Annotated in this window: 13 protein-coding genes; 4 read left to right on the top strand and 9 right to left on the bottom strand. The window is 70.0% G+C overall.

What is annotated here, in order from left to right; all coding sequences use genetic code 11:
* Positions 1-29 precede the first annotated feature (29 nt).
* Complete coding sequence (locus CF165_RS18625; protein WP_093948807.1) at positions 30-833, top strand: VOC family protein; 804 nt, start codon at positions 30-32, stop codon at positions 831-833.
* A 50-nt stretch (positions 834-883) separates the two neighbouring features.
* On the opposite strand, the gene glpK is transcribed toward CF165_RS18625, so the two are convergent.
* Together glpK and CF165_RS18615 are read right to left on the bottom strand one after the other, a co-directional pair.
* Positions 884-2398 carry a glycerol kinase GlpK gene (gene glpK, locus CF165_RS18620; RefSeq protein ID WP_093948806.1) on the bottom strand — a complete coding sequence of 505 codons (1515 nt, stop codon included), beginning with the start codon at positions 2396-2398 and terminating at the stop codon, positions 884-886.
* Between the two features lie 34 nt (positions 2399-2432).
* Positions 2433-3185 (bottom strand): MIP/aquaporin family protein, encoded by a 753-nt coding sequence (locus tag CF165_RS18615; protein WP_205660904.1) that lies wholly within the window; start codon positions 3183-3185, stop codon positions 2433-2435.
* A 235-nt stretch (positions 3186-3420) separates the two neighbouring features.
* On the opposite strand from CF165_RS18615, the gene CF165_RS18610 reads away from it, so the two are divergent.
* Positions 3421-5160, top strand: a complete 1740-nt coding sequence (locus tag CF165_RS18610) for a glycerol-3-phosphate dehydrogenase/oxidase (protein ID WP_093948805.1) — start codon at positions 3421-3423, stop codon at positions 5158-5160.
* 257 nt (positions 5161-5417) lie between these two features.
* On the opposite strand, the gene CF165_RS18605 is transcribed toward CF165_RS18610, so the two are convergent.
* The 5 genes from CF165_RS18605 to CF165_RS18585 all read right to left on the bottom strand — a co-directional run bounded on the left by CF165_RS18605 (position 5418) and on the right by CF165_RS18585 (position 9159).
* Positions 5418-5948 (bottom strand): GNAT family N-acetyltransferase, encoded by a 531-nt coding sequence (locus CF165_RS18605; protein ID WP_093948804.1) that lies wholly within the window; start codon positions 5946-5948, stop codon positions 5418-5420.
* A gap of 32 nt (positions 5949-5980) precedes the next feature.
* Positions 5981-6373 (bottom strand): DUF1707 SHOCT-like domain-containing protein, encoded by a 393-nt coding sequence (locus CF165_RS18600; protein WP_093948803.1) that lies wholly within the window; start codon positions 6371-6373, stop codon positions 5981-5983.
* A 6-nt stretch (positions 6374-6379) separates the two neighbouring features.
* Entirely contained in the window at positions 6380-6919 is a 540-nt protein-coding gene (locus CF165_RS18595; RefSeq protein ID WP_093948802.1) for a DUF1707 SHOCT-like domain-containing protein, read from the bottom strand.
* A 58-nt stretch (positions 6920-6977) separates the two neighbouring features.
* On the bottom strand, positions 6978-8768 hold the full coding sequence (locus CF165_RS18590) for an acetyl/propionyl/methylcrotonyl-CoA carboxylase subunit alpha (protein ID WP_093948801.1): 1791 nt from the start codon (positions 8766-8768) through the stop codon (positions 6978-6980).
* Positions 8769-8874: 106 nt separating this feature from the next.
* Positions 8875-9159: an SAV_915 family protein gene (locus tag CF165_RS18585; RefSeq protein WP_167441502.1), complete on the bottom strand. Its 285-nt coding sequence runs from the start codon at positions 9157-9159 to the stop codon at positions 8875-8877.
* 114 nt (positions 9160-9273) lie between these two features.
* On the opposite strand from CF165_RS18585, the gene CF165_RS18580 reads away from it, so the two are divergent.
* On the top strand, positions 9274-9996 hold the full coding sequence (locus tag CF165_RS18580) for a hypothetical protein (RefSeq protein WP_093948799.1): 723 nt from the start codon (positions 9274-9276) through the stop codon (positions 9994-9996).
* A gap of 93 nt (positions 9997-10089) precedes the next feature.
* Here the strand turns inward: CF165_RS18580 and CF165_RS18575 are convergent, their stop codons facing one another.
* Positions 10090-11442: a dicarboxylate/amino acid:cation symporter gene (locus CF165_RS18575; protein WP_167441501.1), complete on the bottom strand. Its 1353-nt coding sequence runs from the start codon at positions 11440-11442 to the stop codon at positions 10090-10092.
* 103 nt (positions 11443-11545) lie between these two features.
* Positions 11546-12175: a Maf family protein gene (locus CF165_RS18570; RefSeq protein ID WP_093948797.1), complete on the bottom strand. Its 630-nt coding sequence runs from the start codon at positions 12173-12175 to the stop codon at positions 11546-11548.
* A 119-nt stretch (positions 12176-12294) separates the two neighbouring features.
* Between CF165_RS18570 and CF165_RS18565 the strand changes: the two genes are divergently transcribed.
* Complete coding sequence (locus CF165_RS18565) at positions 12295-14142, top strand: glycoside hydrolase family 3 protein (protein WP_093948796.1); 1848 nt, start codon at positions 12295-12297, stop codon at positions 14140-14142.
* Positions 14143-14174 lie beyond the last annotated feature (32 nt).

The following is a 14174-nucleotide window of genomic DNA, read 5'->3' as shown; positions in this document are numbered from 1 at the left end:
GGCGGCGCGGACGAGGGTTGGGAGCGGAAATGGTGTTCCGGGATGAGCGGTGGCCCGACGGCACACCCAGCTGGGTGGACCTGATGGTGCCGGACCAGGCGAAAGCGGTGGCGTTCTACGGCGGTCTGTTCGGCTGGGACGTGCACCGGGGCGGTGAGGAGACCGGTTTCTACGGCATGGCGATGCTGCGCGGGCGGCCCGTCGCCGGGATCGGCCAGCCTCCACCGGGCCAGGACGCACCGGCGGTGTGGACGACCTACCTGGCGGTGTCCGATGTGGACAAGACGGCCGCGGCGATCACCGAGGCCGGCGGGCAGATCCTCATGCCCGTGATGGAGGTGATGAAGGAGGGCCGGATGGCCGTCGCGGCCGATCCGTCGGGCGCGGTCTTCGGCCTCTGGGAGGACGGCAACCACATCGGCACGCAGGTCACGGCGCTGCCGGGCACGCCGGCCTGGAACGAGTGCATGAGCCGCGACTACCCGGCGGCGAAGGCGTTCTACGAGCAGGTCTTCGGCTACGGCTTCCAGGACCTGTCCAGTGACGACTTCTCGTACGCGGTGCTGCTGCTCGACGGCCGTCCGGTCGGCGGCGTCGGCTCGCTGCCCGCGTCGGTGCCGGCGGAGGTGCCGTCGAACTGGTCCGCCTACTTCTGGGTGGCGGACGCCGACGCGAGCGCGGCCAAGGTGACCGAGCTCGGCGGCCAGGTGCTGGGGCAGCCGTTCGACTCCCCGTACGGGCGGCAGGTGCGGGTCGCGGACGACCAGGGGGTGAACTTCCTGATCATCGCCCCCAACGAGCAGTCCGGCGAACCGGAGGGCTGGGAGGCCTGAGCGGGGGCGGCCCGGAGGCGCCGTGACAGGCGCCTCCGGACCCTCGGCGGTCAGTCTTCGTCGTCGACCCAGTCGAAGGTCTTGGTGACGGCCTTCTTCCAGTTGCGGTACTCGCGCTCGCGGCGGGAATCGTCCATCGACGGATCCCACTGCTTGTCCTGGGCCCAGTTGGTGCGGATGTCGTCTTCGGACTTCCAGAACCCGACGGCGAGACCGGCGGCGTAGGCGGCACCCAGCGCGGTGGTCTCGTTGACCACCGGGCGGACCACCGGCACGCCCAGGATGTCGGCCTGGAACTGCATGAGCAGCTCGTTGACGACCATCCCGCCGTCGACCTTGAGCGCCTTCAGCGGGACTCCGGAGTCGGCGTTCATCGCGTCGAGCACCTCGCGCGTCTGGAAGGCGGTCGCCTCCAGCACCGCGCGGGCGAGGTGGCCCTTGTTGACGAACCGGGTGAGCCCGACGATCGCACCGCGAGCGTCGGATCGCCAGTAAGGAGCGAACAGACCCGAGAACGCCGGGACGAAGTACGCGCCGCCGTTGTCCTCGACGCTGCGCGCGTGCTCCTCGATCTCGGCCGCGGTCGTGATCATGCCGAGGTTGTCGCGCAGCCACTGCACCAGCGAACCGGTGACGGCGATGGAGCCTTCCAGCGCGTAGACCGTGTCGTTCGAGCCGATCTTGTAGCAGACCGTGGTGAGCAGCCCGTTCTGCGACATCACCTTTTCGGTGCCGGTGTTGAGCAGCATGAAGTTGCCGGTGCCGTAGGTGTTCTTGGCCTCGCCGGGCGAAAGGCAGGCCTGGCCGAACGTCGCGGCCTGCTGGTCGCCCAGGATGCCCGCGATCGGCACGCCGGCCAGCGCGCCCTTCTCGCGGACCTTGCCGTACTCCTCGGACGAGGAGCGGATCTCCGGCAGCATTGAAAGGGGGATGCCCATCTCGCCGGCGATCTCGGCGTCCCACTGCAGGGTGTCGAGATCCATGAGCATGGTGCGCGAGGCGTTGGTCGGGTCGGTGACGTGCACGCCGCCGTCGGCCCCGCCGGTCATGTTCCACAGCACCCAGGTGTCCATGTTGCCGAAGATCAGGTCGCCGGCCTCGGCCTTCTGGCGCGCGCCCTCGACGTTGTCCAGGATCCACTTGATCTTGGGTCCGGAGAAGTAGGTCGCGAGCGGGAGGCCGACCTTGTCGCGGTAGCGCTCCTGCCCGCCGCCGAGGTTGCCGAGCTCGGTGACGATCCGGTCGGTGCGGGTGTCCTGCCAGACGATCGCGTTGTACACCGGCTTGCCGGTGGTCTTGTCCCAGACGAGCGCGGTTTCGCGCTGGTTGGTGATGCCGACGGCGGCGATGTCCTTGGCGGTCAGGTCGGCCTTGGCCAGTGCGCCCGCGGCGACCCGGCGCGTGTTCTCCCAGATCTCTTCCGCGTTGTGCTCGACCCAGCCGGCCTTCGGGAAGATCTGCTCGTGCTCCCGCTGGTCGACCGAGACCACGCGGCCTTCGTGGTTGAAGATCATGCACCGGGTCGAGGTGGTGCCCTGGTCGATCGCGGCTACGTACGAAGTCATGTGTGCTCCAGGAATTTCCGTCTTCGGGAGGCGATCAGGTCAGGTTGTGGACGGCGAGGTAGACGAGTGCGGCGAGCGCGCCGCCGACGAGCGGGCCGACGACGGGGATCCACGAGTAGCCCCAGTTGGCGTTCGCCTTGTTCTTGATCGGCAGCAGGAAGGCGTACGCGATCCGGGGGCCGAGGTCACGGGCCGGGTTGATGGCGTAGCCGGTCGGCCCGCCGAGCGAGGTACCGATCACGAGGACCACGAACGAGACGCCGGCGTAGCCCAGTGCGGAGTTGCCGAAGGTCGGGACGCCGTTCGGCGACGCGGCCGCGGCGACCGGGCTGAGCAGGATCCAGGCGACGAGGACGAAGGTGCCGATGATCTCGGTGACGAGGTTCCAGGCGACGTTCGGGATCTGGGGCGCGGTGGAGAAGATGCCCAGCGTGTTCTCGGGTTCGGGGTGGTCGTCGAACTGCAGCTTGTAGGCGGCCCAGCAGAGCACGGCGCCGATGATCGCGCCGGCCATCTCCCCGATGAAGTAGAACGGGACGTTCGCCCAGGAGACCTTGCCCGAGATCGCCAGGCCCAGCGTCACCGCCGGGTTGAGGTGGGCGCCGCTGGGCGCGGCGATGCTGGCGCCGGTGAAGACGGCGAAGGCCCAGCCGAAGGTGATGAACAGGAATCCGCCGTTGTGACCGTTGTTCTTACGGAGCACGTGGTTGGCGACCACACCGTTGCCGAGCAGGATCAGCGCGGCCGTTCCCAGTATTTCCCAGACGATTATTGCTCCAGCACTCACCGCTGCACCTCCACACTGGACATTCTGCGCAGGGTCGATCACGGCGTGCCACGGCTCCGTTGCCGACCCACGTCCGCGCGACGTTACCGGGGCGTAGAAGCTACTTCCAAGCACCGGGCAGCCGAATCTTTTCAAGATCGCGGAGGGTTACGCCACAAGTGTCATCCGTGGACGGGCGGATGATCACCAGGTCGTGCGATGCTGGAAGCCTCGCCAGCACGAGGAGGAGTGTCACGTGGCCAGCGCGCAGCACGCAGCGGAGACCAACCCGGCTCGACTGGGCCCGGCCAAGCGGGAAGAGACCTGGCACCGGCTCGGCAACGAGACCTTCGACCTCGTCGTCATCGGTGGCGGCGTGGTGGGCGCGGGTACCGCCCTCGACGCCGCGACGCGCGGGCTCCGGGTCGCGCTCGTCGAGGCCCGTGACCTCGCGTCCGGGACGTCGAGCCGGTCGAGCAAGCTCTTCCACGGCGGCCTGCGCTACCTGGAGCAGCTCGAATTCGGCCTGGTCCGGGAGGCCCTGCGCGAGCGCGAGCTGATGCTGACGACGATCGCGCCGCACCTGGTGAAGCCGGTCAGCTTCCTCTACCCGCTGACGCACCGCGTGTGGGAGCGGCCGTACACCGCGGCGGGCCTGCTGATGTACGACACGATGGGCGGCGCCCGCAGCGTCCCGGGGCAGAAGCACCTGACCCGCGCGGGCGCGCTCCGGATGGTGCCGGCGCTCAAGCGGTCGGCGCTGATCGGCGGGATCCGCTACTACGACGCGCAGTCCGACGACGCCCGCCACACGATGACGGTGGCCAGGACGGCGGCGCACTACGGCGCGGTCGTGCGGACGTCCACCCAGGTCGTCGGCTTCCTGCGCGAGGCCGACCGGGTGTCCGGCGTGCGCGTGCGCGACGTCGAGGACGGCCGCGAAACGGAGATCTCGGCCGCCGCGGTGATCAACTGCACCGGCGTCTGGACCGACGAGCTGCAGCGGCTGTCCGGCGGCCGCGGGCGGTTCCGGGTGCGCGCGAGCAAGGGCGTGCACATCGTCGTCCCGCGCGACCGGATCGTCTCGGAGTCGGGGATGATCCTGCGCACGGAGAAGTCGGTGCTGTTCGTGATCCCGTGGGGCAACCACTGGATCGTCGGAACGACGGACACCGACTGGAACCTGGACCTGGCCCACCCGGCGGCGACGAAGCACGACATCGACTACCTCCTCGAGCACGTCAACAGCGTCTTGGCGACGCCACTGACGCACGACGACATCGAAGGCGTGTACGCGGGCCTTCGCCCGCTGCTGGCGGGGGAGAGCGAAGAGACTTCGAAGCTCTCGCGCGAGCACGCGGTGGCGCGGGTGGCGCCCGGCCTGGTCGCGATCGCGGGCGGCAAGTACACGACGTACCGGGTGATGGCGGCGGACGCCGTCGACGCGGCGGCGGTGGACCTGCCCGGCCGTTCGCAGCCGTCGATCACGGACAAGGTCCCCCTGCTGGGCGCGGACGGCTACCACGCACTGGTCAACCAGGCCGACCACCTGGCCGCCGAGCACGGCCTGCACCCCTACCGGGTGAGGCACCTGCTCGACCGTTACGGCTCGCTGGTCCACGAGGTCCTGGCCTCGGCGGACGGCCGCCCGGAGCTGCTGAAGCCGATCGAGCACGCCCCGGACTACCTGGGCGTCGAAGTGGTGTACGCGGCTTCGCACGAAGGGGCGCTCCACCTGGAGGACGTCCTGGCCCGCCGGACACGCATCTCGATCGAGTACGCCCACCGCGGCGTCGACTGCGCCGAGCAGGTGGGAGCGCTGGTGGGCGAGGTGCTCGGCTGGTCACCCGAAACGGTGAAGCGCGAGATCGAGGTCTACCGGGCGCGGGTCGATGCGGAACGCAAGTCCCAGTCCCAGCCGAGCGACGAAGCGGCGGACGCGCTGAGGTCAGCGGCCCCGGAGGCCCGGGCGGGGATCGTGGAGCCGGTGAGCTGAAGCCCGTGGCGGAGGTCCCCGCAGCAGCGGAAATGAAGCTTCGCGCGCGGTTATCCACAGCCCTGGCCGATTGTGGATACCCGAGGCCTGCGGGCACCTTCGGAGCGGGTTTCGTCGTGGGTGCCGATAGACTGGACGTGGGGACGCCCCCCCAGGGAGGGCGGAGGAGTTCCGCGGCGGGGAAGGGGTGGTCGCCCACGGCCGCGTGCTGGGGGACCGGGTGGAACGAGCTGTCTCTCCCGGCCGGAATGCCGCCGTCAGGACGTGCGGTGCCAGCGGATCAGGCGCTCGCCGGTCGGGGCTGGGGCCGGCTCCGGGCCCAGCAGCGTGAACCCGCAGCGCTTCGCCACGATTGCCGAGGCCGTGTTGCTCTCCTCGTAGCGGTAGCTCACCTCGGTCAGGCCCAAGCCTCCGAAACCGAAGCGCAGAGCCGCGTTCAACGCCGTTGTCGCGATGCCCTTGCCGCGCTCGGACGGGTGGACCCAGACCGTCGCCTCCGCGTACGCCGTGTCCAGGTCCAGTTCGCGAAGACCCACCTCGCCCAGGAGCCTGCCCGACGTCGGTTCCGCGATCGCCCACGAACAACGCTCGTCGGCCGCCCACTGGGCCGCGCGCAACGCCACGTACTCGGTGGCCTCGTCCAGCGTGCGCAGGCGGTAGTTCAGCACGTACTTGCGGTGGGTCGGGTCGGCGAACGCCTCCATCAGCACCCGGCGGTCGTCGATGTGCCTGTCGGCGCGCAGCTGGCGCAGGTAGTACGTGCCCGCGTTGATCTCCACCGGTTCCACTCCACCCAGCCTAGCCAGGCCGGGCGGAGCGATCACGACCGGCGGCGGCGGGCCCCCGCGATCATCGCGATCACCAGCGGCAACGCGACCGAGATGATCAGCAGCCTGCCGCGGGAAAGGATGAGGACCGCGATCGCGAGGACGATCGAGATCGGCACCGCGCTCGCCGTCAGGAAGCGCGCCAGCTGGTTGTCCCCGGACATCACCGGCACCTGGGGCGCGGACGCGCCGTTGAGCAGCGCGCTCGGGCGGGGCGACGGCAGGTCGTCGAACAGCGGGACGAGCTCGCTGACCCGCTTGGCCGCCGTGACCTTCGCGGAGCGCGTGCCGAACTCGTCGATGTCGAGGCGTCCGCTGCGGACGTGCTCTTCGAGGACGTCCAGGGCGTCCTGGCGTTCGGCGTCGCTCAACCGCATGTCGCTCATCGCCGGTCAGTGGTCCAGGCCGCGCCGGTGGTCGCGGTAGGAGTCGCGCAGCTCGCGGCGGCGCTCCCGGTCGCGCAGGTGCCGGTCGCGGCGGTCGTGCCGATCGTGGTGGTCGTGCCCGTGCCCCCACATCGCGCGGCCGAAGACGCTCAGCCCGATCGGGAGGAGGATCAGCGTCCCGTGCACCACGCCGGTCGCGATCAGTGCGATCGTGGCGATCCAGACCAGCGGCAGGAACGCGGTGATCAACCGCTGGGCGGGCGACCACTGCGCCGGCGGCGCCGGGCGCTGCGGCACCGGTTCGGCCTCGGGCCGGGGTGCCGCCACGGCCTGCGGGGCGTCTTCGTAGCGCGGGTGCGGGGCCGGCAGGTCCGCGAAGATCTCGCCGAGCTCGCCGCGCGTCTTGGCCGCGGTGATCCGGGCCGAGCGTTCGCCGTACTCGTCGATGTCGATCCGCCCCGCGGTCATGTGCTCGCCGAGCGCGGACAGCGCGGATTCGCGGTTCTGGTCGCTGATCCGCAGCTGCGGAGACGGGACTTCGGTCACGTAGTCGATGGTAGGCCGCCCCGGGGGCGGCCCACCACGACATCTGTAACGAACCGCGCTACTTGATCTCCAAAAGCTGCGTGCCCTGCGTCACTGCGGCGCCGACCTCGACCGAAAGGCCGGTGACGGTGCCCGCTTTGTGTGCGGTGACCGGGTTCTCCATCTTCATCGCTTCGAGGACGACGATCAGCTCGCCGGCTTCGACCGTCTGGCCCTCTTCGACGGCGACCTTCACGATGGTCCCCTGCATCGGCGCCGTGACGGCGTCGCCGCTCACCGACGCCTTGGTGCCGCCGGCGCGCTTGCGCGGCTTCGCCTTGACGGCGGTGCCGCCCCCGCCGCCTTCGAGTGCGAACCCGCCCGGCAGCGACACCTCGAGCCGCCGCCCGCCGACCTCGACCACGACGTTCTGCCGCGGTTCCTCTTCGGCGGCTTCGACGTCCGGCGCCACGAACGGCTCGATCTTGTTGTCGAACTCCGTCTCGATCCAGCGCGTGTGCACGCTGAAGCCGTTCTCGTCGCCGATGAACGCCGGGTCGTTCACGATCACGCGGTCGAACGGCAGGACCGTCGCCATGCCTTCGACGACCATCTCGTCGAGGGCGCGGCGGCTGCGCTCGAGGGCGTTGTTCCGGTCCGAGCCGGTGACGATCAGCTTGGCCAGCATCGAGTCGAACTGCCCGCCGATGACGCTGCCGGACTCGACACCCGAGTCGACGCGCACGCCCGGCCCGCTCGGCGCGACGAACTTCGTCACCGTGCCCGGCGCGGGCAGGAAGCCACGGCCGGCGTCCTCGCCGTTGATGCGGAACTCGATCGAGTGGCCGCGCGGTTCGGGGTCTTCGGTGATCCGCAGCTTTTCGCCGCGCGCGATCCGGAACATCTCGCGGACCAGGTCGAGCCCGGTCGTCTCCTCCGACACCGGGTGCTCGACCTGCAGCCGCGTGTTGACCTCGAGGAAGGAGATCGTGCCGTCGACGGCGACGAGGTACTCGACCGTGCCGGCGCCGTAGTAGCCGGCTTCCTTGCAGATCGCCTTCGCCGAGGAGTGGATGCGCCGGCGCTGGTCGTCGCTCAGGAACGGCGCGGGCGCCTCTTCGACGAGCTTCTGGTGACGGCGCTGCAGCGAGCAGTCGCGCGTGCCGACGACGATCGCGTTGCCGTGCATGTCGGCCAGCACCTGCGCCTCGACGTGCCGCGGCTTGTCCAGGTAGCGCTCGACGAAGCATTCGCCGCGGCCGAACGCCGCGACCGCCTCGCGGGTGGCCGACTCGAACAGCTCGGGGATTTCTTCGCGGGTGCGCGCGACCTTCAGGCCGCGGCCGCCACCGCCGAACGCGGCCTTGATGGCCACCGGCAGGCCGTGCTCGTCGGCGAACGCGATGATCTCGGAGGCGTCCTTCACCGGCTCCTTCGTGCCCGGCACCAGCGGCGCGCCCGCGCGCATGGCGATGTGGCGGGCGGTGACCTTGTCACCGAGGTCGCGGATGCTCTGCGGGCTCGGCCCGATCCAGGTCAGCCCGGCGTCGAGGACGGCCTGGGCGAAGTCCGCGTTCTCGGAGAGGAAGCCGTAGCCCGGGTGCACCGAGTCGGCGCCCGAGCGCTTGGCGGCTTCCAGGAGCTTGTCGAAGTTCAGGTAGCTCTCGGCGGCCGTGGTGCCGCCGAGCGCGAAGGCTTCGTCGGCCAATCGGACGTGGGGCGCGTCGCGATCCGGGTCCGCGTACACCGCGACACTGGCCAGGCCAGCGTCCTTCGCGGCTCTGATGACGCGTACCGCGATTTCGCCACGGTTGGCGACCAGGATCTTGGTCACCGGACCACCCGTGGATTCGCCGACCTGCTCGGCCACCCCGCACCTCCTGCGTCCGACAGCTGCATTGCTGACCGCCCACGCGGCATCTCGGAAGTCTACGGATATGCCGTCGCGAGTCTCTGGAGTGAGAGCTGAACCACGCTCAGACGTGCGCGGCGCGGTGGCGCAGGTCTTCGGGCAGCGGCGAGTCGAGCACGATCACGTCGTACGGGTTCGCCGAATGGACCAGGCCCAGGTGCTCGATGTTCACCAGGACCCACGGCTGGTGCTCGCCGCAGCATTCGATCAGCCGGTCCAGCGCGGAGAAGGCGACCAGCGCGGTGCGGCCGTCCGGCGTGCGGCGCAGCTCGATCGACGCGCCTTCGATCTCGGCGCTGACCGGGCTGGTGGGGAGATACAGAGCGGCGGGAAGGTTCGGGTTCGTCACGGGGACAACATAGACGGACACGCTCCGCTAGCCGTGACCCCGTCGGGTTGAACCCGCCACATCGCGACGGGGCGCCGCCGACGGACGCTCGCGAAGCGGCTTACGCTCTGTCTTATGCGGACTACGGCAGCGCGGACGCCCCGGTCGGCGCTGCTCACCGCGGTGCTGGCCGCGGTGGTGACCGTCGGCGCGATCGCCGCGGTGTTCCTGCTGCGGCCGCGGCCGGAGGTGCCGACCGGGGCGGCCGAACCCGCGGCGGCGCCGGTCCCACCGGCGCTGACCTGCGGTGGCGGTCCGTGCCGCGAGCTCGCGGCGGCGACGGTCGGGGGCACGCCGGTGGTGCTGCTGACCGACGCGACGGGGGGTTCGGCGCGGCTGCGCGTCGGTCCCGAGCCGGGAACGGTCTTCGAGCTGTCGATCGCCCAGCTCGGCGTGCGGCTGGACCAGAACTCGCTGCGCTGCGTCGACGGCGCGGCCCCGGCGTGCCTGGTCCGCGGCGACGCCGGCGACAACGGCACGACCGCCTACGGCGAGCTCCTCGTCGGCACCGGGGGAGTGTGGCGGGACCCGGGCAAGCCGTACTACGCCGACGCCGGGACGCTGTCGCTCTACGACGTGACGGCCGACGGCCGCCCGGACGTGATCGTGGTCCGCCACGACTGCTCCGCCGCGCTGGCCGGCACCCCGAAGTGCGCGGCGGCGCCGGTACTGGCCGAGGTGTACGACCTGGCGGGCCGGTCGGTCGGCTGCACGCGCCGGGTGACGTCGCCCTCGGACCTGCGCGGCTGGCCGGACATCCGCCTCGCCCGCACCGACCTCCGCGCCTGCCCCTCCTGAAGTGCGCCCCAATGTGGCGTTGGGTGCGTTGGACGCACCCAATGTGGCGTTCGGTGCGTCAGATGCACCGAACGCCACATTGGGGCGCTTGGGTCAGGCGGGGGCGGGTTCCGTGTGGCGGGCCGCGGAGCCGTCGTCGGTGTGCAGCGGGTTGTCGGTGGGGGAGTTCAGGACGTCGTCGTCGAGGAGGCCTTCGCTGCGCGCCACGATCGTCGGGACGACGATCTGGCCCGCGACGTTCGTCGCCGTGCGCATCATGTCCATGATCGGGTTGACCGAGTAGATCAGCGCCAGGCCCAGCGCCACCTGCTTGGCGTCGAGGCCGATGAACGACGTCGTCAGCGTGAACGCCGTCAGCCAGCCGGTGGTCCCGGCCGTCGCCAGCGCGCCGACCACCGCGACGACCACGATGCCGACGTACTGCCAGAAGTTCAGCGACACCCCGGCCAGGTTCGCGACGAAGATCGCCGCGATCGCCGGGAAGACCGCCGCGCAGCCGTCCATTTTGGTCGCGCTGCCGAGGGGGGTCGCGAAGGCCGCGTACGCCGGCTGGACGCCGAGGTTCACCGCGGACTGTCGGGTCAGCGGCAGCGTCGCGGCCGAAGACTGCGAAGCGAACGCGAACTGGATCGCCGTGCCCGCCTTCGCGAAGAACTTCAGCGGGCTGACCTTCGCCACGAACTGCAGCAGGATCGGGTAGACGACGAACAGCACGAGCAGGCAGCCGACGTACACCGCGAGCGTGGTGGAGAACAGCGGCCGGAACAGCGCGTCGCCGTAGTTGGAGACCGCCGCGCCGATCAGGCCGACGATGCCGATCGGGGCCAGCCGGACGATCCAGCCGAGGTAGCGCTGGATGATCTCGAACACGCTGGTCGTGAAGTCCACGAACGGCTTCGCGCGGTCACCGAGGCTGTAGGCGGCGGCGCCGATGATCAACGCCAGGAACAGCACCTGCAGCGTCTCGCCGTCGGAGAACGCTTTCACGAAGTTCTCCGGCAGCAGCCCGTTGACGAAGGCGTCCCACGAACCCCAGTGGTCGACGCTCTTCGCGGCTTTGTCTGCGTTCTTCGCGGTCGCCGTGACGCCGCCGAGGCCGCCGGCGCCGGGGTTGAAGATCCGGCCGATGGCGATGCCGATCAGCGACGCGATGAACGACGTGATCGCGAACCACAGCACCGTCTTGCCGCCGAGCCGCGCGGCGGTGCGCCCGCCGCCGAGGCCGCGGAGGCTGTTGATGCCGACCACGATCGCCGTGAAGACCAGCGGGATCACCGCGATCTGCAGCAGCGTGGTGAAGATGGTGCCGATCTGGTCGAGGAGATCGGTCAGCCAGCCGGCCTCGGTCTGCCGCGCCACGACGCCGAGGGCGGCGCCGACGACGAGCGAGCCGAGAACCGCGGCCGCGAACACCCGCGGCTTGGTGTATGTCCGTACAAAAGACACGGGGCGACTCCGGTGCTCGAAAGTTGCAGTCTGTCTTGCCGGGTAAAGAGAACGTTAGGCAAGGGAGGACTCTTCCGGATCACCCGTTCGTGTGGTGCCTTTCTCAGGATGCGGGAGGCCGCCAGAGATCCACGACACTCACGCCGACCTCGGCCAGCAGCCGGCGCGTCAGCGGCAGGCTGATGCCGATGACGCTCGTGTGGCCGCCGTCGAGTCCTTCGACGAACCAGCCGCCCAGGCCGTCGATCGTGAAGCCGCCGGCGACCTGGAGCGGCTCGCCGCTGGCGACGTAGGCGTCGATCTCGGCGGCGCTCGGCGTGCCGAACCGGACGGTGGTCGCCTCCCAGCCGGACGTCTCCTTCGCGCGTGTCCCGCCGTCGAGCCGGACGACCGCGTGTCCGGTGAGGAGTTCACCGGATGTTCCCGCCATCGCGGCCCAGCGGCGGCGGGCGGTGTCCGGGTCGCCCGGTTTGCCGACCATCCGCCCGCCGATGTTCAGCATCGAGTCGCAGGCGACGACGACGGCGTCCGGGTGGACGGCGGCGACCTGGTCGAGGACCGCTTCGGCCTTGGCCGCGGCGAGGGCGGCGACGAGCTCCGACGGCGACGGATCGGTCAGCGAGGCGGCGACGGCGTCCTCGTCGACGCCGGAGACGAACACGGCGGGATCGAGGCCCGCGGAGCGCAGGAGGGCGAGCCGGGCGGGGGACTGGGAGGCGAGGACGAACTGCACCCGTGAAACTTACCCGGACAAGGTGTCGTGACCGAATTGTGACCGGCGTCACGCTGAGCGAGAGCTATTTTGTTGTGGCTCGCAACATATGGGTCCCTGGATCGTTTCGGAGAGAACCAATGCCGCTCCTCCGCACCACGAGATCACTGCGAACCGCTGTCCTGGCCGGTCTCCTCCTCTCGGGCACCGTCCTCGTCCCCGCGGCGTCCGCGTCGGCGACGCCGCTCTACAAGAACTCCCACGCTCCAGTGTCCTCGCGCGTCAAGGACCTGATGGCGCGGATGACCCTCGACGACAAGATCGGGCAGATGACCCAGGGCGAGCGCGGATCCGCGACGCCCGCCCAGGCCGCGGCCGCGCGGCTCGGCTCGATCCTCTCCGGTGGCGGTTCGGTGCCGTCGCCGAACACCCCCGCGGGGTGGGCGGACATGATCGACGCCTACCAGAAAGCGGTTACTTCCACCGGCCTCGGCATCCCGATCGTCTACGGCTCCGACGCCGTGCACGGCCACAACAACGTCTACGGCGCGACGGTCTTCCCGCACAACATCGGCCTGGGCGCGGCGAACGACCCGCAGCTGGTCGAGAGGATCGGTGCGGTCACCGCCGAGGAAACCGCCGCCACCGGCGTCAAGTGGGCCTTCGCGCCCTGCCTGTGCGTCGCCCGCGACGACCGCTGGGGCCGCACGTACGAGTCCTTCGGCGAGATCCCCCGCAACGCCGTCGAGAACTCCGTGGTCATCGAAGGCCTGCAGGGCCGCGATCTCGGCGACCGGACGTCGGTCATGGCCACGGCCAAGCACTTCATCGGCGACGGCGGCACCACCGGCGGCGTCGACCAGGGCAACACCCAGATCAGCCTCGACGAGCTGCGGAAGATCCACCTGCCGCCGTTCCGGGCCGCGGTCGACCACGGCGTCGGCTCGGTGATGATCAGCTTCAACAGCTGGAACGGCGTCAAGGACCACGGCAACAAGTTCCTGATCACCGACCTGCTCAAGGGCGAGCTGGGCTTCACCGGGTACGTGGTCTCGGACTGGAACGGCATCGACCAGATCGACGGGCAGACCGGGTTCACCGCGGCCGAGGTCAAGCGGGCCGTCAACGCCGGGATCGACATGGTGATGGTGCCCAACGACTACCAGAAGTTCATCGACACGCTGCGCGCCGAAGTGCTCAACGGCGACGTGCCGATGTCGCGCATCGACGACGCCAACCGGCGGATCCTCACGAAGAAGTTCGAGCTGGGCCTGTTCGACCACCCGTACACCGATCGCTCGCTGCAGAAGGACTTCGGCAGCGCGGCGCACCACGCACTGGCGCGGCAGGCGGCGCGCGAGTCGCAGGTGCTGCTGAAGAACGACGGCGTGCTGCCGCTGGCCAAGAAGAACAACAAGATCTTCGTGGCCGGGAAGAACGCGAACGACATGGGCAACCAGGCTGGCGGCTGGACGCTCACCTGGCAGGGCCAGAGCGGCGAGCGGGTCATCCCGGGCACGACGATCCTCGACGGCATCAAAGCGGGTGCCGGGAAGGGCACGGGAGTGACGTATGACCGTGCGGGTAACGGAATCGACTCCAGCTACCAGGTCGCGGTCGCCGTGGTGGGCGAAACGCCGTATGCCGAAGGGCAGGGAGACCGGCCGAACGGACTCGGCCTCGACGCCGAAGACCTCGCCCTCATCGGCAAGCTGAAGGCCTCGGGTGTGCCGCTGGTCGTCGTGACGGTGTCGGGGCGGCCGCTGGACATCGCCGCGCAGCTGCCCTCGTTCAACGGGCTCGTGGCGGCTTGGCTGCCGGGATCGGAAGGCGCCGGCGTCGCGGACGTGCTGTACGGCGACTACAACCCGACCGGGAAGCTGAACTTCACCTGGCCGAAGAGCTCTTCGCAGGAACCGATCAACGCCGGCGACGGAAAGCAGGGCCTGTTCCCGTACGGGTACGGCTTGTCCTACCGCCGCCGGTAAGAGGGTGGCTCGTGAGTGAAAAAGCGGGTTAG

It is taken from the genome of Amycolatopsis vastitatis, assembly GCF_002234595.1.
GTDB classification, from domain to species: domain Bacteria; phylum Actinomycetota; class Actinomycetes; order Mycobacteriales; family Pseudonocardiaceae; genus Amycolatopsis; species Amycolatopsis vastitatis.
This window is presented reverse-complemented; position numbering and strand designations above follow the sequence as displayed.